Here is a 21,728-nt window from a genome sequence, read left to right on the forward strand (position 1 = left end):
AATTATGCAAAAACAGTGGAATAAACCTGAATTACAAACACTTGATCTAAGTATGACATTGGCTGGCCCAACCTCTGATTATATTGATGCTACTTACTCAGATCAAAATGAAACTGTTCATCTTCATAGCTAATTTAGGATCGTAAAGCAGTTAGCAACCAACCCTTATATGCAGATCGTATAAGGGTTGCTTTAAAAATTTTGAAGCATATCTGGAGTGAATGAGATGATAAAAACGCAAGAGAGAGTGATTTTCCAAGCATTTGGCTTAAGCATTCGCAGCGACCTTCATCTGCCCGAACTAAGCCTACTAAGTGAAATACAAGGAGATGCTGATGTAGAGGTTACGATCGCTGACTTATCCAGACTGTGGTCAGAACTCGTACCTGCAAATCAAAATATCCTTCTTCATGAAGATAAAGTCATATTTCGGATTCACGATACAGCTATTTTCTTAATTCAGGATGGGAATAGGATTACAATCTCACCGGTTAATCATGCTGAGGAATCCAAAATTCGCCTTTATCTACTTGGGACTTGTATGGGTGTGATATTGATGCAGAAGCGCATATTGCCTTTACATGGCAGCGCAATTGCAATTGATGGTAAAGCTTATGCGATTGTTGGGCATTCAGGAGCTGGGAAATCGACGCTCGCATCAGCGTTCATCAATCATGGTTACTCCCTGTTAAGTGACGATGTCATCCCGATTACGTTTGATTCTTCCAATAAACCAATGGTGACGCCAGCTTATCCGCAGCAGAAGCTTTGGCAGGAAAGTCTTACTCATTTTGGGATGGAATCAAGTCAATACACTCCTATATTTCAAAGAGAAACAAAGTATACGATTCCGGTTCCAGCCAATTTTACCACTGAAACACTTCCGTTAGCAGCCGTATTTGAGCTTGTGAAATATGATGGTGAGCAGATAAGTATTCAACAAATTCCAAGACTTGCAGGCTTATCTAAGCTGTTCCATCATACTTATCGTCAATCCTTTCTAGCGCCGCTTGGCTTAATGGACTGGCACTTCACTACATCGGCTCGCATGGTGGAACACATGGATATTTATCAATTAAATCGCCCGACTAACGGCTTTACCGCTCATCAACTTGTTTCATTAGTTTTAGATACAATCCATTAGGAGGCGTACATACATGATTAAACAAGCCACGATGACAATCGGTCATATTGTTGAGCAGGGTAAAGGCAACATCGTTAGTAATATGGGTGAAGATAAAGTTATGCTCAATGTGCAACATAATAAATATTATAATTTAGGCGAAGTAGGCGGCAGAATCTGGGAGCTTATTGCCTCACCCGTTGTTGTCGCAGATGTTATTCTTACTTTAATGTCGGAGTACCAGGTAGATAAAGAGCAATGTGAAGAACACGTTATTGGCTTTTTGGAACATTTACTGAAAGAAGAACTTATTCATGTTCGTGAAAAATAAGATAGTCCCCATGCGTTTCGTTCGCATCTTCAAACTCATTTGTTCTTTGGATATGAAAACAATGCTTTTATTTATGGAAGCTTATATGTATCTGGGCTGGGCCCGTGTTCTCAAATCAATACGCTTTACAAAAGTGATTAAGATGTTTGACCTTCAAATGGAAGAGACAACCACAAACCCTCTCCATATGAATAGAAGGAAGGTTTCAAGCGTTGCTGGAGCTATTCAAACCATGAGCCGCTATACCCCATGGGATAGCAAATGTCTGGTGAGAGCACTTGCGGCTATGAAAATGCTGGAAAGGCGTAAGATCGATAGTACACTTTATCTTGGAACTGCGAAGGATGAAACAGGGAGCATGGTCGCCCATGCTTGGCTGCGTAGCGGCCCTTATTACGTCTCCGGAGCAGAAGAAATGAAAAGGTTTACTGTTGTTGGTACTTTCGCTAAAAAGTCGAAACCAGATGTGCATGAAGGGAGGTGATTCTATGCAAAAACAATGGCAAAAACCGGAGTTGGAAGCTCTTGATCTTAGTATGACGATGGCTGGAGAGCCGGACGAGCGTGTCGATCTATCTTTTTTCGGTATTCCTCTTGCACTTGGGCCTAGCTAGGATCTGACTACTACATAAAGGATTTAGAGCCCTTATACGAAAGTCTGTATAAGGGCTTTACTACACTTTCGCTAAGGGAAAGATTAGGTTATTTAGGGGGATTTGCGGTGAAGCAGCTCTTACATTTTGCAAGAAAACTACACCTGTTTGCAGGGAAAGTTTTATATATCAATGTGATCGGCATGGTTCTGGTTAGTTTGCTGGATGGTGCCGGGGTCTTACTCTTAATCCCGTTGATCAGTCTCAGTGGTGTACTTAGCATTAGTTCAGGATCCAGTACATTACAGCATATTTTTGGCTTTTTGCAGGATATGCCAGCGAAATGGAGTTTACTCCTGCTGCTAGGCGCTTATGCGGGGATGATTATCTCACAAACACTCATTCAGCAAAATTTAAATCAACGAAATCTACGTATCCTGATGGGATTTACCAACAATATTCGTATGGAAACCTATCGCTCTTTACTGCAAGCGAACTGGGCTTTTTTTGTTAATAAGAGAAAATCGGATCTCATTAACACCTTAACGGAAGAAATTTCACATCTGGTGAGAGGGACCAATCTCTTGCTGCAGCTGCTGACATCTGTTATTTTTACAGCTATTCAACTGGGTATTGCCTTTTGGCTCTCACCAAAGATTACGCTATTCGTCTTAGCCGCTGGCGTTATTATTGCTTTCTTTTCCAGGCGTTTTATCAAGAAGTCAAGAATGGTTGGGAACGAGACTATCGAAATTGCACAAAGCTATCTAGGTGGAATTACCGACCAATTTAATGGGATTAAAGATATTAAAAGCAATTCTTTAGAAGCATCCCGTTATGCTTGGTTGCGGACTTGGTGCGAACGCATTGTGGCTGAACAACTCAAAATGAACAAATTGAAAAACACCTCACAAACCTTCTACAAAATTACATCAACTTTGCTAATTGCTTCTCTTATTTACGTTTCAATCCAATTATTTAAGGCACAGCCTAGTCAACTCTTATTAATTGTTTTAATATTCTCGAGATTGTGGCCGCGATTTACAGGGATTCAATCGAGTGTGGAGCAAATTGCTTCTTGCATCCCAGCTTTCCAATCGATTCTTCGCTTGCAAGAGGATAGTAAGAATGCCAAGGAGTTTGAAGATGCGGAGAAGCCCGCAAAGCGCATCGTACCCATGTCTGTTAATCAGGGCATTGAATGTAAGCAAATCTACTTCCGCTATAATAAGCAAGAATCTACCTATCAGCTTGAAAATATCCAAGTGCAGATTCCGGCTAACCAAACAACAGCTATTGTGGGTCGTTCTGGTGCAGGGAAAAGCACATTGATTGATATCGTTATGGGGCTACTTCAGCCAGAGAAAGGTCAAATCTGTATCGACGGTATACCATTAACCAGCGAAAACTTATTATCCTTTCGACAGGCTATTAGTTATGTTCCACAGGACCCTTTTCTATTTAACGGCAGTATTAGAGAGAACTTATTGATGATTAAGCCGCAAGCAACGGAAGAAGAAATCTGGGAGGCATTAGAATTTTCAATTTCAGCAGAATTTGTGAAACGTTTACCGCAAGGCTTAGATACGCTAATTGGAGACCGCGGAGTTAGACTTTCAGGGGGAGAGCGGCAACGTCTTGTTTTGGCGAGAGCCATACTGCGTAAAACGTCCATTCTTGTTTTGGATGAAGCTTCCAGTGCGCTCGATACGGAAAATGAAGCGAAAATTCTAGCAGCGTTAGACCAGTTGAAGGGTAAAATGACGATCATTGTCATCGCGCATCGCTTGTCGACGATTCGCAATGCCGATCAAGTCATTGTCGTGGATCAAGGTACTGTCGTCCAGAAAGGTAAGTTTAATCAATTGGCCAATGAAAAGAAGAGCTTGCTGAATCATTTGCTAGAGCAACAAGTTGTCGTTATGCCTCATGGTTAGCGTGGGGGAACACATGAGAGTAAGAGAGGAAAAGGGGGTAAAGGTGAGTCTTATGGTGGATACCGATTTTCGATTAGATGTATCACAGTTTCCAAAAGAATTAAAGGTACTTCTCATGCTTCTAACCAGTGGGCAAAATGGAGGGGAATGTACCTCCACCCAACAAGATTGGTTGGAGGAGCTGGACTGGGATCTGTTCCTTCAGCTAACCTTGCATCATCGTGTGTATCCTGATCTGTACAAGAAACTCCAAGATAAGAAAGTAATTGGGGTTCCGGTCTTTGTCTTAGAGGCTTTGCGTAAGCAATATCAGATAAATGCCTTTCAAATGCTGCATTTAAGTGCGGAGATGGAGCAGTTGAGCAAAGCTTTTACCGCGAATAGAATTCGCTCTCTCGTTCTGAAAGGGCCAGTGCTTGCAGCAGATCTGTATGGTGATCTGTCCCTGCGAACCTCGCGCGATCTTGACATTATGGTACCTATGGATGATTTAGAGCGAGTAGAAGAACTACTCTGTACGCTTAATTATGTGAAAATTGAATACCCACTAACAGTTCTCAATGATTGGAAGTGGCGGCATCATCACATAACATTTTACCATGCGGAGAAACGCACTACGGTAGAAGTACATTGGCGACTAGGTCCTGGACCGGCGAAAGAGCCAAGCTTTAATGAATTGTGGGATAGGAAAAGGATAAGCACGATCACGAGCAGTCCTGTCCATTATTTAGGGAGAGAGGATTTATTTTCGTTTCTGGCCACCCACGGGGCACGACATGGCTGGTCGCGACTACGATGGTTAGTCGATATGGATCGTATGCTGAGGCAAGATATGGATCCAGCTATCCTGTTCAAGCAACTCCAGGGCAATGGTATCCTTCATATTGGGGCCCAAGTACTAACGTTAGCAGCGCAGTTGTTGCAAACACCGCTAACCGAAGAACTGGGCGTGCTCATCAAAGGAAAGCGAGGGAAACGTTTAGCACAAGGTGCAATCTTCTATATACGTCAGATGGTAAACCTACATACGAATCCTGTGCCTGAGGATGTGTCCAAGTATCATAAACGACATTTATTCGCGCTTATGTCGAATTGGAACAAAGTATTGTTCGTTCTGAGTTTTATGTATCCCTACCCAGAGGACGTAGAAACCTTACCTTTGCCTAAGTATGCGCAGTTCCTGTACTTCCCTTTACGCCCCTTCCTATGGGCCTGGAGAAGAACAAAGAAGCAAACCGCGCCGACGTGAATCGGAAGAAAGTCTTATGTTGACATGTTCTCTATAAAGAACTATTATAAGAATTAAGAGCGAATATTTTCGAGTTTCTTCGCTTTAAATGTTCTTTATAAAGAAAATTTATGATTATTCTTTCTCTAACTAAGGAGCTTGCGATATGTGCATTCCTAAAATTATTCACTATTGTTGGTTTGGAGGCAAGGAAAAGCCGGAAATCGTGAAGCGATGTTTAGCGAGTTGGCAATTGCATCTTGCTGATTATCAGATCATAGAGTGGAATGAGCGAAATTTTGACATTAACCGGCATCCATATACAAAAGAGGCGTATGCTGCTGGTAAATTCGCGTTCGTCAGTGATTATGCGCGCGTGCACGCTCTGTATCATATGGGGGGAATTTATCTGGATACAGATGTGGAAATTTTTCGACCTTTTGATGATTTGTTGCATCATGAATCCTTCTGGGGCTTTGAACAAGCGAACTTTATTGCGACAAGCACGATTGGGGCGATGAAGGGGAATAAACTTATCCAGCTGTTCTTAGAGTCTTATGAACAAAAAACATTTCTTCGTGCCAATGGGAGTTTCGATTCTCTAACCAACGTAGCCGTGATCACGCGACTGTTAACGGAGAAGGGATTAACGCCTGATGGACAGTTTCAGGAGTTACCTAAGTTAGGAACATTTTATCCCCAAACCTATTTCTCCCCCTACGATTATATTAACTGTCAAACATTCAAAACATCGAGTACCTATGCTATGCACCACTTCTACAAAAGCTGGCTTCCTCCTAAGGAAAGAAGAAAAAGTCAGCTGAAAATGCTACTGGCTAAACTTATCGGCGGACATAATATTGCTAGGATAAGAGGGTATCTTAAATGAATGTTTTGAAAAAAGTAGTGAACACGCTTATAGCAGAGTGTCGCGGCCGAGGGGTGTATCATACATTTCTCATGTATGCCTCGTATCTCATGGGAATTCTAAGAGCCTTTGTGAACAGACTCCTGTATTGGAATAATATGAAAGCTTCTATTTTCGCCTTGCAATCCAATAGTCGAATTGAGGCGTACAGCAAGCATGCGAAGATCCATATTGGCAAATTTGTCTTTATTCGAAAGCATACGAGCATACGCGTTGACCATCATGGTGAGCTTCACATTGGCGAAAAGGTGTTTATTAACGATAGCTGCCATATCAATTGTGCGAACCGGATTACGATTGGCCGATTATCCAAAATTGCTCCCAACGTAAGTATCAATGATCATGACCACAATTATAGGCATCTCGGTGGTGAGCACCTTATGAAAGGGGAGGTCATTATTGGAGAAAATGTTTGGATTGGGTCGAATGTCGTGATTTTGAGAGATACGTATATTGGCGATAACGCGGTTATTGCAGCAGGAAGTGTTGTGAAAGGGCGGGTGCCGGCAAACACCGTTTTCTTAAATAAAAGAGAAAAGAGCTACATTCCCTATGCGAACTAAAATTTTTATTTCATTGTTTGATATGGAAATTGGTGGTGTTGAGCGTAGTTTAATCAACATGCTAGAAAGCTTTAATTATGAGAAATACGAGGTGGATGTTTTCATTTGTCATCATTCTGGTGACTTATTAGGCCTAATACCACCTGAGGTTCGTGTGCTGCCAGAAGTGCCAGCTTATACGGTTTTTAGAAAATCCGTTAAACAGTGCATGAAGGAAGGTCATTTCTCCACATTACTGATTAGGACGTTGAGCAAAACAGTGGCTGGTCTCAAGGCTAGAAGGAGAAAGCTAAACGAAGGACCCGGATACATCCAAATGCAGCTAGATTTGAAATATACCACATACGTATTACCTCCCATTCAGAAGCACTATGACTTAGCCATTAGTTATGCTTGGCCTCATGATATTGTAGCCACGAAAGTCATTGCTGCGAAAAAGTTAGCTTGGATCCATACGGATTATAGCGAGCTTGAAATTGATAATCACATCGACCTTGCTGTATGGAATAAGTTTGATGCGATCGCCTCCATCTCAGATGCCTGTACAACTGCATTCCTCAAAACCTATCCGACGTTACAAGACAAGGTTACCTTAATCGAGAATATTACCTCTCCTGACTTCATCAAGAAAATGGCCGATGCTTCATTATCTCCATTTGAAGCTGACCAAGCAGCGTTCACGCTTGTATCTGTAGGAAGATTATCCTACGTGAAGGGATTCGACATGGCGATTCAAGCTTTACGCCTATTACATGATAAAGGCCTCACGAATATTCGCTGGTTCGTAGTTGGCTATGGCGGATATGAGGCAGAGCTGCGGAAGCTGATATCCGAGAATAGGCTGGAAGAAAGCTTTATCCTACTAGGCAAGCAAACGAACCCTTATCCGTACATCAAAGCGTGTGATGTGTATGTGCAACCTTCACGCTATGAAGGTAAAGCAGTAACAGTTACAGAGGCCAAGATTCTCGGTAAACCGATATTGATTACGAACTATGCGACAGCTAGCAGTCAAATAGAGGATGGAACGGAAGGATTAATGTGCGAGCTGAGTGTAGAAGGAATCGCAGCTGGTATTGAGACGATGTATCGTAATTCGGAGCTAAGAGAGCGATTCACCAATCACTTGTTTGAGAAAGATTTCAGTAATTCATATGAGCTGGAGAAGCTGTACGAGGTGATATAAGGATGGGAAGTCGTAAAATAAGCGTCATCATTCCTGTTTATAATGCGGAAACATACATCATTCCTTGCTTAGAGTCTGTTATAAATCAGAACTTCTCAGATATAGAAATTATCTGCGTAAACGATGGCTCCAAGGATGGAAGCAAAGAGTTAATTGAAGCTTACATGAAATCTTATCCTCAAATTATGCTGATTAATCAAGCGAATCAAGGTGTAAGTATGGCTAGGAATATTGGGCTGCAAGCAGCATCTGGTGACTACATCGGATTCGTTGATGCGGATGATACGATAGATGCAACCATGTATGACACGTTATATCGTGCAGCCGTTGACGGTGATTGTGATGCGGTAATCACTAACTTTGAGTGTGAACTCGAGGGGTGTAAAGTGACAACGAGATTCCCGTTTCCTCCAGGAATTGTTCTCATGAGAGAGTATATCGAGAGAGAAATTATGACCTATTTCTTGAAGTCAGATCAGCTGAACACGGTTTGGAATAAGCTGTACAAGCGAAGTGCCATCGTTCAGTTCGGAGTAAAGTTTCCAAGGAATGTTGCTTTAGGTGAAGATGGTATGTTCAATATGCAATTCTTTAAACACGCAGAACGGGTAACCTATCTTGATTATTCCGGCTATAACTATCGTGCAGTGATCGGAAGTGCAACTCGGAATATGAAGGAGAAAGATTACTTTCAGAGAGCACTTGATGTATATAGGTTGGATTTAACAAGTATTTACACGAATAAGATCGACCCGCTAAAGCTAAAACAATTACGTTCATTTAAGCTTATCACGAATGTAATAGCTACGATAAATATGTATTTAGGAGCATCGAAAGATGTAAGCCTTGGTGAAAAGTTGCGCTATGTGAATAGAATGATTAAAAATCCAGATGTGAGGGAAGCTTTGCCCTACTACTATCATGAGGCATCTGGGACATTAAGCCGCTATGAGCGCTTTATCGCGGAGATGATTCGGAGGAAATCGCTACTAGGATTATATTGCGCTACAACGTATAGCAAGTTGAGGAATACATAATGGAGGAGCATGAAGAATGAAAATAATGATGTTTGCACATAATGGCAGCTTGAATCGTGGTTGCGAAGCTATCGTCCGTTCCTCGACGAGCTTAATTAAAGAGAAAATCAACGGTGCTCAGGTGTACCTAGCTTCAGCAAAACCAGAGACGGATCAGCTTATTACGAAATTAGATGGTATTTATGATGGCTCTTCCCAAAGAATCAAAAAGTATTCCTTCACGTGGCTGCGCTCCTCACTCCATGTCAAGTTATTCAAGGATGAGTCCTACGCCCTAGGTAAAATGAATAACAACATTGTGAAACATATTCCTTCGATGGATATCTGTCTATCCATCGGCGGGGATAACTATTGTTATGGCGAACAGCCAGGCTGGTATGAAATTAATCGAAGAGTGAAAGCACAAGGGAAAAAGCTCGTGCTTTGGGGCTGCTCCATAGGTGCAGAGGACATGTCGGAGCGAAAATTAGCAGATTTGAAGTTGTTTGATCTGATACTGGCCAGAGAGACATTAACGTACGAAATGTTAAAGGGTAAGGGGTTGAATAATGTTAAATTGGTCGCTGACCCGGCTTTTACCATGGAAAAAGAAGAGTTAACCTTACCAGATGGTTGGCAGGCGGGGAACACTGTAGGGCTCAATTTTAGTCCATTGGTTTCAGACAAGAACCCACAATCTCAACAAGCAGTACGAGACCTAATCCGCCACATAATAGAGACTACAGATATGACGATTGCGCTGACTCCCCACGTTATAGAAGGGGGAAATAATGATTTCGAGATTTTACAGAAGTATTATGAAGAGTTTAAACATACAGGTCGAGTTATTCTGTTGCCCAATTATCTCAACGCTACACAATACAAGGGATATATCGCAAGAATGAGGTTCTTCATTGGAGCAAGAACCCATGCAACAATTGCGGCGTACTCCAATTATGTACCTACTCTTGTTCTAGGTTACAGCATTAAATCGAAAGGGATTGCCAAAGATCTTTTTGGAGAAGAAAAGCTGGTTCTGAATCTTCAGGAACTGTCAAACAGCACCAAGTTGATTAACGGCTTTAAAGAGATGGTTGCCGAAGAAGATGATATCAAGCAAAAATTGCAGATTGTCATCCCTTATATGAAGCAAATGTCTTATAAAGCGGTGGAGCACTTAGATGAATTATTCCAATAATGCTGGTCTATATGAGGGATATGATGAAGAAAAAGTTATTATTTGTTATACCCAGCTTACTGGCTGGAGGCGGACAGAAAAGTCTAATCAATTTGCTTTCGCAGATCGATTACCAACGGTTTGAGGTAGACTTACTGTTGTTTAGCCAGACGGGTGCTTTTATGAATGCAATCCCTAAAGAGGTGCAGGTCGTAGAGCTTTCTTATCATCACCCAGCTTTTGCCGAGCATCTTGCTAAATCAGTAACAACCTTGATAAAACATCGCCAATTTAAGCTGGCTTACGCCAGGCTCATGTTTGCAGCACTTAACCGTTTCGTAAGAAATACAGCGAGTTCGGAACAATATTCGTGGAAATATTTGAAAAGATCATTCGGTATGCTGGATCGAGAATATGACGTTGCCATCGGTTACTTAGAGAAGTCATCGATTTATTACATCGTTGATCGTGTGAAAGCTGCTAAGAAAATCGGCTGGATTCATACGAATTATGCAGACTCGGGGATGATCCCGAGTATGGATGAGCCTTACTTTAAGCAGTTAGACAAGCTTGTCACGGTATCAGAAGAATGCGCAAGATCGCTAAAAGAAACGTTCACGAAGTTAACTGATAATATCACGGTGATTCAAAATATTGTTTCTCCTCGGATTATCAAAAGCCAATCCAATCGTGAGCCATCTACCTTACCAAAGTTCGATGGTGAATTCACGAATATTATGACGATCGCTAGATTAAGTCATGAAAAAGGGATTGATATGGCCATAAACGCCTGTTCCTTACTGGTAAACCAGGGCTACAAGGTGAAATGGTACATTTTGGGTGATGGTGCGGAAAGAGAAGCGCTGGAGAAGCAGATTATGGCATTGGAGCTTCAAGATAATTTTATTCTGCTAGGTATCCAAGAAAATCCGTATCCCTTCATCAAAAATGCAGATATGTATGTCCAACCATCTAGATATGAAGGGAAATCGATTGCTATCGATGAAGCTAAGATTCTGAATAAACCCATTGTAGTAACCAATTATGAATCTGCTAAGGATCAAATTACGGACGGTGTAAATGGGTTGCTTGTGGAGATGTCAGACGTTGGTATTAGCAAGGGCATTGAAGTACTTATCAATCAATTCGAATTAAGGGAATCATTCATACAAAGTCTTGCTGAAGAGCAAATGGGTACAGAGGAAGAAGTGTATAAACTTTACGATATTATCTAGTAGGATGGTCTAATAATGAAGAAAAAAATACTGTTTATTATGAACAATTTAAACTGCGGTGGAGCTGAAAAGGCGCTCATTTCTTTATTAGAGACCATAGATTACTCGATGTATGATGTGGATGTTTATCTCCTCAGGCATACGGGGTTATTCTTATCCAAACTCCCCCCCGAAGTGAATTTACTGCAAGAACCAGCTGAATATAAATACTTCGACATGTCGATGAGAAAAGCTGTCTTTCAATGCCTTAGAAAAGGTAGTTTTAAGATTGCATTACTTCGACTGCTGGCGGGTAGTATTTATGTTAGTGAGAAGAACAGAATTAGATGCGAGCAGCGTGTCTGGAAGTATTTAGCGAAGTCTTTGCCAAATCTTGAAAAAGAGTATGACATCGCAATAGGATATTTAGAAAAGAATCCAATCTACTTTTGTATTGATAAGGTGAAGGCTACTAAGAAAATAGGATTTATTCATAATGATTACGATAAATTAGGCATGGATCCTGCTCTTGATCAAGTCTATTTCAATCAATTAGACCACCTCGTAACCGTATCGGAAGAATGTGGTCATATTCTAAGAGAACGATTCCCTTCACTCAGTCAAAACATTGAGGTTATGCATAACATCGTATCGCCGGCAGCGATTCATAAACTTTCCATGGAAACGGTCAACCTAAAAGACAAAGATATTACCATCGTATCCGTAGGTCGATTGAATTATCAGAAGGGGTTTGAGCTTGCTGTTGAATCATGCAAAGGTCTCATTCAGGCTGGTTACCCAATCAAGTGGTATATCATTGGAGAAGGGGAAGAAAGAGAATCCTTAGAAAGATTGATTGAAAAGCATGAACTCAAGGATAACTTTATTCTCCTAGGTATCAAAGAAAATCCGTACCCTTATATTAGAGAAGCTGATATATATGTTCAGCCTTCTAAATTCGAAGGAAAGTCCATCGCCATCGATGAAGCGAAGATTCTTCAGAAACCGATTGTAGTTACGAACTTCAGTACGGCTAAGGATCAAATTAGAAACAAAATCAATGGACTTATTGTTGCAATGACGCCTGCTGCTGTATGTGAGGGAATCAAAGAGATTATTGATAATGATGCGCTAAGAAAACAACTCATTGTCAATCTAGGTACAGAAATGCTTGGCACAGAAGCAGAAATTTATAAACTATACCAATTATTCATGTAACTGGAGAAAGGGGAGATGAAATGATGTTGCAATGGATTAGTTTAATTGTTGTGAGCGTTATAATTGTGATCGCACTAATTGATCTTATTCCAATGGGCTTGGACTGGGTAAATCGGATACATATTGGTAGATATGACGATAAGCAGAAGTGGAATCAATCCATATCAACAATCGGTGTGAAGTGGTTAGCAAGAACGCCCAAAATTAAAGTAACTGATCAAACTCGGCTAGTAGCCATTGATATGCTGCAAGGTAACTATACGAAGCATGCCATTCAACACTGGCAAGAAGCAGCATTACTGCTTGGCTTAGGTGAGTATGTGAAAAGTAATGACAATCCGGTTGAGATTAAGCAAAAAATAGGAGATTATGTTCATTCTAAAATGGATGAGCAAGGCAATTGGGCAAGGAAACCAGAACACGTCGATGCTGCTATACTAGCGTATGCGATCATGAAGCTGGATTTTCTTGATGTAGAACGATATAGAAACGCATTAGATGAGACTTGGCATCTTATCCAAGATCATATTGGAAATGAAGGTTCTGTTTTATATCGCAAATTCATGGGCAAATACCGTTATGTGGATACGATTGGGTTTATCTGCCCCTTCCTTGTCGCCTATGGAATCCGCTATGGGAAAGAGGAATGTGTTGAACTGGCAATAAGACAGATTCAACATTACGAAGAGCATGGTATGTTGGAAGGGCATCATATTCCAAGCCATGCTTATCAGATTGATAGCAAATTACCGCTCGGGCTATACGGCTGGGGAAGAGGTTTGGGTTGGTTTGCAATTGGACTTATCGATGCTTGGAATGAACTGCCTCCAGGCCATGCAAGCAGACCTTTGTTGGAAAAGAGCATCATACAATTTGCTAAGTCCGCTATTGTATTTCAACAAGAGCAAGGGAATTGGAATTGGACGGTTACTCGCGAGGAAACGATAGCAGACTCATCAACAACAGCTACACTGGGTTGGTTTATGTTGAATGCATCACAAATCGATGAAATATCGGACATCTGCAGACAGAGTGCTAATCAAGCTATTCGTTATTTGATGAAAGCAACAAGAAGAAGTGGAGCTGTTGATTTCTCGCAAGGAGATACCAAGGATATTGGTGTGTATTCCATGTTGTTTAATATTTTGCCTTTCACGCAAGGCTTTTGTATCCGATTGATGAATGTCAAAGTTGATTCCAAGGTTGTGTGAATATGCTAATTAACAGGGTGATAACGGCCGTTTCTATCCGAATTAAGAACAAGTTGCGCCCTCCGAAATCGGAGTTGGAGCAATTAAGAGATAGAGGCCTGAAATACGGTAAAAACTTCGAATTTTATAACAGTCTGATTGATCAAGGGCACTGCTGGTTGGTGGAAATTGGTGATGATGTCACAATTACCAACAGTACGATTTTAGCTCATGATGCCAGTACGAAGGCTTATATTGGAAAATCCAAAATAGGCAAAGTAAAGATTGGTGACCGCGTATTTATAGGTTTCAATAGTGTTGTGTTATGTAATGTGACCATAGGCAATGATGTAATCGTGGCTGCGGGATCGATCGTTACCAGATCTATTCCTGACAATAGTATCGTAGCTGGTAATCCAGCACGTGTTATTGGTAAAACGTCAGAATACATAGAGAAGCATAAGGCTAATCTAGCAATTAAACCTGTGTTCGATACATATTGGCCGTATAAGACGCAAGAACAAATTCAATTAATTCAAGAAGAACTACAAGATGATTTTGGTTACGATGAATGAATGTGTGAGAAATCCGAAAAAGAAATGCGGAGATCATGATGAGAGTAAAAAATTCGATAATAAATATTTCCGTTGGTATAGGGAATCAACTGATAATTACAGCCTTAAGCTTTTTTTCTAGAACCGTATTTATCAATACACTAGGTCTTGACTATTTGGGGATTAATGGGCTATTTACGAATGTGTTAGCCATGCTTTCATTAGCAGAAGCGGGTATCGGTTCGAGTATTATATATAGTCTTTACAAACCTGTAGCAGAAAATGATGAACACAAAATTAATGTGCTTATGAAGCTGTATAAAAAAACATATAGGGTTATAGCCGGTGTTATTCTTCTCCTCGGTCTCATTGTATTACCCTTTCTTCATCTCTTCACGAAAGACACAAGTGTTAATAATCTTTATGTTATTTATTTATTGTTTTTACTAAATACAGCCATCCCTTACTTGTTTACATATAGAACAAACTTATTGAATGTTTATCAGAAGGGGTACATTGCTACAGCTATTTTTTCAGTATCATCTATCCTATCCACATCATTGAAAATAGGCATACTCTATCAAACACAAAATTATATTATGTATCTTGTCATTGATAGCACCATAACAATAATTAACTCTGCGATCTTGTTTTATGCCGTTGGTAGAATGTACCCGTTTCTTAAGAAGAAAGTACTAAGTAAGCTCGATCCAGAGTCCAAAGGGAATATCCTGAAAAATGTGAAGGCAATTGTGTTGCAAAACATAGGGACCTATTTAATTTACAGTACGGATAATCTCATTATCTCTTATTATGTAAATGTGGCAGCGGTTGGGTTGTATTCAAACTATTTTATGTTGATTGAAATTTGTAGAACGTTTATTAATCAAGTCTTCAATAATATTTATTATAGTATTGGTAATTTAGTTGCGAAGGAAAGCAAGGAAACCATTTTCAACGTATATAAAGTGACCATGCTGCTTAATTTCTGGCTGTACTCACTATTTGGCATTCTGTTGTTTGTGATGATAGAGCCTTTTATTACGTTGTGGATAGGGTCACAGTTCCTCATGGATAAAGTCGTGTTAATTGTTCTGGTCATTACTTTTTATGAAAGAGGAATGAGAAATTCCATCAGCGCGGTAAAAACGACAGCAGGCATTTTTCATGAGGATCGATATGTGCCACTATGCCAGGCTGCAGTCAACTTAGTATTCTCCATTGTACTCGTACAACAAATTGGCATAGCGGGCGTATTTTTGGGTACATTGATAAGCGCAATGCTAGTTCCTTTTTGGACAACGCCATATTTCGTATATAAAAAAATATTCCAAAAATCCATCTATCACTATTTTATGAGTTACAGCTATTACGCTGGCATCGGAGTAGCGACTTGTTTAGCAACCTCTTACATTTCTAGTTTCATTGATGGACATAGTGTTGGCGAGTTTGTCTTAAAAGCGGCACTCGCTTTCACAGTACCTAATATTATTTATATGTCTCTATTCTATAAGAGTGCAGAGTTTAAATATTTACTTGGAATTAGCCTGGGAATTTTCAGCAGATTTCAAGGGAAAAAGAAGGTAGCCGCGTGATTAAATGTCGATTAAACATGGCAAAGCGAAGAGGCGATGGACATATAAGTCAAATCATTACAGGTTTTATGATGCTTCATGATCAAAAGATTATTGATTTGCAAATCAACGAAACAGCAGAGTTCCCATTTGTTTCTATTGTTGAAGTTGTAATTAATAATGAGATCAGAGTGTTGTACGATATGGCAGATGGGTATACTTTTCATTTGGAACATGTGGAAGATTACGCAGAGAGAGCTGACTTTTATTTTAAACGGAGCTACAACCAAAACTATCATCAACAATATGCATTTGCTTCCCGTATGTATCCACTGGGTCTTAATTATCACGTTACAATGAAGAATAATAGACTGGATAAACCAACTGAAGATAATCTCCTTGCTAAGCTCAAATGGTACATAAAAGAGAGACAAGGTAGAAATTATCATCAGCAATTCTATGTCGATAAATTTGAAGATTTCCCTAGAGCAGTTAGTGCGGAGCCTCGTATTCTTTTTGCAACACGTACTTGGAGTTTCGAAGAGGAGGATCTGAACAGCGAGGAAACGCAGTATATCGATGATATGCGAGCAGAATGTATTCGCCGTTTACGTAAACAATTTGGAAGCAACTTCATTGGCGGATTTTCCAAAAGGGAATTTGCACGAAAGCACTATCCAGATTGTTTATTAGATGAATCGGTTACGGTCCGTACTAATTTCATGAGATTAGTAAAGGAAGCCGACATCTGTCTATCGACAATGGGGCTATTTGAGTCCAATGGGTGGAAGTTAGCGGAATATGTAGCTGCCAGTAAGGCCATTGTATCTGAAAGATTACGTTATACCGTACCCGATTTTGTGCCCAATAAGCATTATTTGGCGTTTACAAGTGTAGATGAATGTTTGGAACAAACCGTGAAGTTAGCAAGCAATAAAGAACTTATGCTTCAAATGAAGAAGAATAATCATGACTACTATCAGCAATACCTTAGACCTGATAAGCTTATTCTTCGAAGTTTACTCACTATGCAAGTAGTTTGAACATGTTTCAGCGCATGAAATAAAAGTGAAGGATTGAAATGACCTCATGTTAAGATTATTTTTGCTGTTTTATGCAACTTTCCTATTCCTGTTCCAATCTGCTTTAGATAGTCCTGATTCTCTCAGTACATCAACTCCAAGTCCAGAGCAAGGTTCCATTTCCCAACAAGAACAACCAACGAATCCCCCCCAAGAGCAGACAACGACATCTCCTCAAGAAGGCGTTTACCAGCTTGAGTTAGCCCGATGGCAGATTCATAATGATAATTCACATGCAGTTGAAACAACAGATGGCTTGAATCGAGCCCTTCAATGGGCTCATGATCAGGGGTTCACTGTATTTAAAGTACCAGCAGGGACGTATCTTATTGCCAAAGGCAAAAATGGGACAGATGATCCGCGCGGGCGGATTAATATGGTCAGTAACATGACATTTATGCTTGATCCCAATGCAGTTATTCAGAAAGAAACCAATAGCTTTCAGGACTATTCAACTCTATTAGTTGGTGTAGGAGTGAAAAATGTCATTATTACTGGTGGTACCTATCGAGGTGATCGGGACACACATGATTATTCAAGTGGAGGCACCCATGAAAGCGGGTATGGCGTCCTATTTCAAGGGGCGATTAATTCCAAGATTGATGGGGTAAAGGCATTAAACTTTACTGGGGATGGTCTTTGTGTAGGCGGTGGTGGCGGATTTATGCAGGATGTGTATGCGGATGGTTTTGAATCTGGAGGGATTGATGACAAGGGAAGTCTGATTTCGGATTCCTCCAAGGTTAGAACTAAAATGAGTTATAAGCTAACACATGCTTCTTTTGATCTAACACATACCTTCATTGTTGATAATGGTCAACATGTCTCCTATGAATATGATATTTATTTTTATAAAGAAGATGGAACATTCCTCTCTACAATTAAACAACAAAAACAAGGTAAGTATGTTCAAATACCTAACGGAGCCTACTCGATTCGCCTAGCTTTTAGTGGCAAGCCCGAAACGGGTCAGTATGCAGAAATTTGGAATAGAGTGCAGTCCACGAATGTCATTGTGCAAAATTCCGAGTCTTCCTTCAATCGCAGACAGGGTTTGACGATTAACGGGGGGAAAGATATCCTAATCCAGCATAATTCTTTTCACGATATAGGGGGAACTGGAGGAACAGCGCCAATGGCTGGCATTGATGTCGAAGGCGGAGCTGGGGATAACGGCTTTATTAACGAAAATATTAGTATTAAAAACAATAAGTTTTATAATAATAGTCGTTATGATGTCATTTTCTATGACGGCCATAATGGTACCTTAGAAAACAATCATTTAGCTTCCAAAGGAGCCATCGGTTTAGCAGTTTCGGATCCATTCACAGGCGCAGTGATTAAGGATAATCACTTTGACGGAACAAGCATTTATGCGGCTCATGATGTGTCTTTTATCGGCAATAGTATGAATGATTCGATGACACATTTCGAGGGACCACGGATTGATATCAAAGGTATGACATTCAAGGATGCCATTTTCTCGATTAGCAGCACCATACCCTATGGGGTTACGGCATCGGATATACAAATTCAAATAACGAAGAATACAGCTGAAGCGGGCTTAAGCATTTGGAAAAACCCTGTGCACCTTACGAATGTAACCATACAGGGGGCACCAGCGCTTCGCTCCGTAACAGGTGAAGCCTTGAATGGAAACATCTTTGATAATTTGAAAGTTATCGGATATAACTCAAAGTATGGGTTGGAATTACCGCCAGGCACTTATAATCAATGTGTGTTCGAAGCTCCTCAGGATCAAGGAATGGTTGGGCCAAGTATAGGATTTGCTGGCACGTATCAATTTAACGGGTGCTCCTTTAAGGGGAATGGACTTCAGGCAGGCAACGAAGAATTGAATCTGACTGTTCAGCATTCCACATTTGACCTTGCGGGCAATAAATCTGCCATTGTCATTGATGCCGCAGCAGCAGTTGAAATCTCGGATAACAAGATGGCTGCCTTGCAGCTTTCTTCGGAATATCCTGCTGAAACCGTGTTATTAAACGATGATGCTCATGGCGAAGGGGGGAATCACATACGGAAAGTATTCATTACCGGTAATACAATTACAACGAATAGAGATACCGTTGGTATTTCCACTTACCATGTGGGAGTTGGCACGGAGCCATTCACTATTATAAATAACAGCTTAATCAAAGCAAAATTAAAGTTGAAGGCAAATGATGTATCTAGGAACAACGTAGAAAAGTAAACATAAAAAAGGAAGTACGTAGGGCGTGGACGGATACCCTTGACTTCCTTTTTGTCTTATACAATTAGAGAGTAAGGTTTTCCATCATCCGTGTATTTGTGTTGGCATCGACGACTACGTTACTGAATATACTTCTTGCAATTGTCATAGATTTAGGTCGCGTTAGCCAATGCATATTGATATTGGAGTTTTCCATATAGCTGTTGGTAATGACAGCTTGATTCGTGTTATCCGATTTGTTAATACTCGAGTTAAGGAAAGTGCTCCGATTATTTGTTACATTACCATTGTAGTTAACCCCAACATTTTGAAATAAAATTTGGTCAGCTATGATCTTTCTTGTAAATTGTGTGTCGGTTGATCCCAGATTAATATCCCCGCCAAGAATGCCGGTTCTAATACGCTGGAATGCGCAATTGCTGATTTCACAGCTCTCAAAGTTGGCTCCACCTTCAATGACAGTAACGCCATCTACTAGGATTGGTCTTCCTACGTAATTCGCTGGTGATATAATTTCGAGCTCGTAGTTTTTAACAGTGATATTTCGAATCACACCGCCGCTTAATAACAAAGCAAAATTTTTGGATAATGAGTTATCATTTCTCCAATCTCTTTCAACAATAATATCCGAAATGTAGATACGACCATAATTATATCTACTAATATTATATCCGCTTGTTCCAGCATCTGTTAACGTAATGGCTTTCCCATTTGCAGACTCAGAGATTTTGAAGCTATTGGCTGTCACACTTACCGTGTAATAAATTTTTTCCACACTGATGCCGGAAGGGACTTTACCGAGCCATTGTTCGAACACTATCTTTGCCCCGTTGCCCATACCATGAGGAGCGCTATAGGAGAATGTCGAAGTAGCTACGTTGACAGTTGGCATGCCGAAGTATCCAGTCAGGCTAGATCCCGAGAACTCACCGTTCTTGATTTGACAATTCGTAATGAAAGCTCCAGCAATATCCGCGATCTTAATACTCGCATTATTACACACCGCGCCATGAAGGAAGTTATCCCCTTTTACAACAAGTTCACATCCAATTAGTGTATTATTCAAGTATTTCACATACATGTTTGTTGGATAGGAGCTAATACCACCGACATTATAACCTTCAAAGGTGTTATCCTCTAGAATAATATTGTACCCATCGGCATTTACGAAATGACCGCGGCTATTGTTAGCAATATAGTTATCTTTAATATAGATGCGTGTATTGAGTTCTAAACCTGGTTGATTTAATTCAGGACGGTAGGTAGGAATATTCGTTTCTGACCACATGGATTCAATGTCAATACCAAACATGGGGGAAGTACCATCTTCTGTAATACCATCATCTGCTTTACCAATATGATGAATTTTGTTATTGCTAATGGTTACGTCCGTTGATCCTATAAGGGAAATTCCTTGCCGTCTGCAGTGGTGCAAGTTGCAATTCAGGACCGAAATGAAGGAACCCATTTGCTCTTGCGTATAATCGTTCGGATTAAGCTTATATTCCAGCCAGGTAGTCGTAATCGCGTCTCCTGTGCAATTACTAATGTCCACATTGATAATTTGAACGTTATTAGCACCGAAGAGCTCAATGCCATGTCCCCATTCATGCGTGTAGTTCTGTGCATCTAATTTAGCATTAATTTGTGCGATTTGGGCATCAGTCAATGGTGATGCAGTGATATCAACCGTAAAGATCATTTTATTTGCATTGGCGATATCTGCAACCCATCCACGTCCTTCTGGCGCAGCTGGAGCGAATAACCCATTTGTACGAAAACCAGCTAATGTGCTGCTAGATATCGTATCTTTATATTGGTAGAAATTGTATCCTGGATTGCTAATCCCGCTAATTGACCATAAACGAAATAGTTGAAGCATCCCTGGATTACTATAGCGATCAACAACTTGGCTACGAATAAAATTGGGATTCGAATTCAAAGATCCATCCGGATTTACGCCGCCTCTTACGAATTTAATACCTAATTGATAAATGTGAGTTTTCTTATCACCAATGACGGTGCCGCCTGAAATGATGACATCATTAACACCCTTCATATAGAAGATACTATACCAAGGGGATGAATTCGATTCCAATTGTAAAACACAGCCATCAACCATTTCGAAATGCATATTGCTTTGCATAATAATACAGGCGAAGGTCGTACTGTCCATTTTTAATGCGTACGTCCCTTTCGGCAACACACAATGTGTGTATCCTTGTATTTTGGCCCAAAGCAAGGCATCATTAATACCTTTGGTTGTAGCTGCTGAGTTTGTACCATCATTCTTAATGGACCATTTGACCAAATCAATCAGATAGGAAGCAGGAGAAGATAAACCCGATGGACTTGGGGCAATAGCTTGTTTCGGAATCCAACGCAGAGCTGAACTATCATACGTCAAGACATCATTGTTGGCAGGCAGTTTGGTAGTTAAATTAACATCATCTAAATCACCAAGGTTTGCTCGTATCATTCATATTCACCTCTTTCTATTTTTTGTTGTTTATATTAAGGTATGATTTACTAGATAGATGTGATCGGGGTGTAAGACTAGAAGGCTCGCCATTATTTTGTTATTGACATGTTCTTTATA

The 21,728-nt window shown here is 40.4% G+C and carries 20 protein-coding genes; 19 read left to right on the forward strand and 1 reads right to left on the reverse strand.

Going from position 1 to position 21,728, the window contains the following annotated elements:
• Positions 1-4: 4 nt before the first annotated feature.
• From HQN88_RS15855 to HQN88_RS15945, 19 genes are all read left to right on the forward strand, one after another.
• On the forward strand, positions 5-133 hold the full coding sequence (locus HQN88_RS15855) for a paeninodin family lasso peptide (protein ID WP_056608904.1): 129 nt from the start codon (positions 5-7) through the stop codon (positions 131-133).
• A gap of 93 nt (positions 134-226) precedes the next feature.
• Positions 227-1,144 carry a phosphoenolpyruvate carboxykinase (ATP) gene (locus HQN88_RS15860; protein WP_173113726.1) on the forward strand — a complete coding sequence of 306 codons (918 nt, stop codon included), beginning with the start codon at positions 227-229 and terminating at the stop codon, positions 1,142-1,144.
• Positions 1,145-1,157: 13 nt separating this feature from the next.
• Positions 1,158-1,454, forward strand: coding sequence for a lasso peptide biosynthesis PqqD family chaperone (locus HQN88_RS15865; protein WP_173113729.1), 297 nt, complete (start codon positions 1,158-1,160; stop codon positions 1,452-1,454).
• Positions 1,455-1,464: 10 nt separating this feature from the next.
• Positions 1,465-1,938 (forward strand): lasso peptide biosynthesis B2 protein, encoded by a 474-nt coding sequence (locus HQN88_RS15870; protein ID WP_173114031.1) that lies wholly within the window; start codon positions 1,465-1,467, stop codon positions 1,936-1,938.
• 4 nt (positions 1,939-1,942) lie between these two features.
• A complete protein-coding gene (locus tag HQN88_RS15875) occupies positions 1,943-2,068 on the forward strand; it encodes a paeninodin family lasso peptide (protein WP_157256763.1) in 126 nt (41 codons plus the stop codon).
• 107 nt (positions 2,069-2,175) lie between these two features.
• A complete protein-coding gene (locus HQN88_RS15880; RefSeq protein ID WP_173113732.1) occupies positions 2,176-3,984 on the forward strand; it encodes an ABC transporter ATP-binding protein in 1,809 nt (602 codons plus the stop codon).
• Between the two features lie 55 nt (positions 3,985-4,039).
• Positions 4,040-5,233, forward strand: coding sequence for a nucleotidyltransferase domain-containing protein (locus HQN88_RS15885; RefSeq protein ID WP_173114033.1), 1,194 nt, complete (start codon positions 4,040-4,042; stop codon positions 5,231-5,233).
• Positions 5,234-5,378: 145 nt separating this feature from the next.
• A complete protein-coding gene (locus tag HQN88_RS15890) occupies positions 5,379-6,101 on the forward strand; it encodes a glycosyltransferase family 32 protein (RefSeq protein ID WP_173113735.1) in 723 nt (240 codons plus the stop codon).
• Positions 6,098-6,703 carry an acyltransferase gene (locus HQN88_RS15895; protein ID WP_246320269.1) on the forward strand — a complete coding sequence of 202 codons (606 nt, stop codon included), beginning with the start codon at positions 6,098-6,100 and terminating at the stop codon, positions 6,701-6,703. The genes HQN88_RS15890 and HQN88_RS15895 overlap by 4 nt, the downstream gene beginning before the upstream one ends.
• On the forward strand, positions 6,693-7,889 hold the full coding sequence (locus tag HQN88_RS15900; RefSeq protein ID WP_173113738.1) for a glycosyltransferase: 1,197 nt from the start codon (positions 6,693-6,695) through the stop codon (positions 7,887-7,889). Before HQN88_RS15895 ends, HQN88_RS15900 begins: the two co-directional genes overlap by 11 nt.
• A gap of 2 nt (positions 7,890-7,891) precedes the next feature.
• Positions 7,892-8,926, forward strand: coding sequence for a glycosyltransferase (locus tag HQN88_RS15905; RefSeq protein ID WP_173113741.1), 1,035 nt, complete (start codon positions 7,892-7,894; stop codon positions 8,924-8,926).
• Between the two features lie 16 nt (positions 8,927-8,942).
• Positions 8,943-10,103, forward strand: coding sequence for a polysaccharide pyruvyl transferase family protein (locus HQN88_RS15910; protein WP_173113744.1), 1,161 nt, complete (start codon positions 8,943-8,945; stop codon positions 10,101-10,103).
• A 23-nt stretch (positions 10,104-10,126) separates the two neighbouring features.
• Positions 10,127-11,317 (forward strand): glycosyltransferase, encoded by a 1,191-nt coding sequence (locus HQN88_RS15915; RefSeq protein ID WP_173113747.1) that lies wholly within the window; start codon positions 10,127-10,129, stop codon positions 11,315-11,317.
• A gap of 15 nt (positions 11,318-11,332) precedes the next feature.
• The gene (locus HQN88_RS15920) at positions 11,333-12,514 is read left to right on the forward strand and encodes a glycosyltransferase (RefSeq protein ID WP_173113751.1); all 1,182 of its coding nucleotides are present in this window, start codon (positions 11,333-11,335) and stop codon (positions 12,512-12,514) included.
• A gap of 20 nt (positions 12,515-12,534) precedes the next feature.
• Positions 12,535-13,725, forward strand: a complete 1,191-nt coding sequence (locus tag HQN88_RS15925; RefSeq protein WP_173113755.1) for a glycoside hydrolase family 88 protein — start codon at positions 12,535-12,537, stop codon at positions 13,723-13,725.
• A 2-nt stretch (positions 13,726-13,727) separates the two neighbouring features.
• Positions 13,728-14,279 carry an acyltransferase gene (locus HQN88_RS15930; RefSeq protein ID WP_173113758.1) on the forward strand — a complete coding sequence of 184 codons (552 nt, stop codon included), beginning with the start codon at positions 13,728-13,730 and terminating at the stop codon, positions 14,277-14,279.
• Positions 14,280-14,317: 38 nt separating this feature from the next.
• On the forward strand, positions 14,318-15,853 hold the full coding sequence (locus HQN88_RS15935; RefSeq protein ID WP_173114039.1) for a lipopolysaccharide biosynthesis protein: 1,536 nt from the start codon (positions 14,318-14,320) through the stop codon (positions 15,851-15,853).
• The gene (locus tag HQN88_RS15940; RefSeq protein ID WP_173113761.1) at positions 15,850-16,875 is read left to right on the forward strand and encodes a glycosyltransferase family 1 protein; all 1,026 of its coding nucleotides are present in this window, start codon (positions 15,850-15,852) and stop codon (positions 16,873-16,875) included. The genes HQN88_RS15935 and HQN88_RS15940 overlap by 4 nt, the downstream gene beginning before the upstream one ends.
• Positions 16,876-16,921: 46 nt before the next feature.
• Positions 16,922-19,129 carry a right-handed parallel beta-helix repeat-containing protein gene (locus HQN88_RS15945; protein WP_173113764.1) on the forward strand — a complete coding sequence of 736 codons (2,208 nt, stop codon included), beginning with the start codon at positions 16,922-16,924 and terminating at the stop codon, positions 19,127-19,129.
• A 64-nt stretch (positions 19,130-19,193) separates the two neighbouring features.
• On the opposite strand, the gene HQN88_RS15950 is transcribed toward HQN88_RS15945, so the two are convergent.
• Positions 19,194-21,608 carry a right-handed parallel beta-helix repeat-containing protein gene (locus HQN88_RS15950; protein WP_173113767.1) on the reverse strand — a complete coding sequence of 805 codons (2,415 nt, stop codon included), beginning with the start codon at positions 21,606-21,608 and terminating at the stop codon, positions 19,194-19,196.
• Positions 21,609-21,728 lie beyond the last annotated feature (120 nt).

The sequence above is a fragment of the Paenibacillus qinlingensis genome (genome assembly GCF_013204845.1).
Classification (GTDB): Bacteria; Bacillota; Bacilli; order Paenibacillales; family NBRC-103111; genus Paenibacillus_E; species Paenibacillus_E qinlingensis.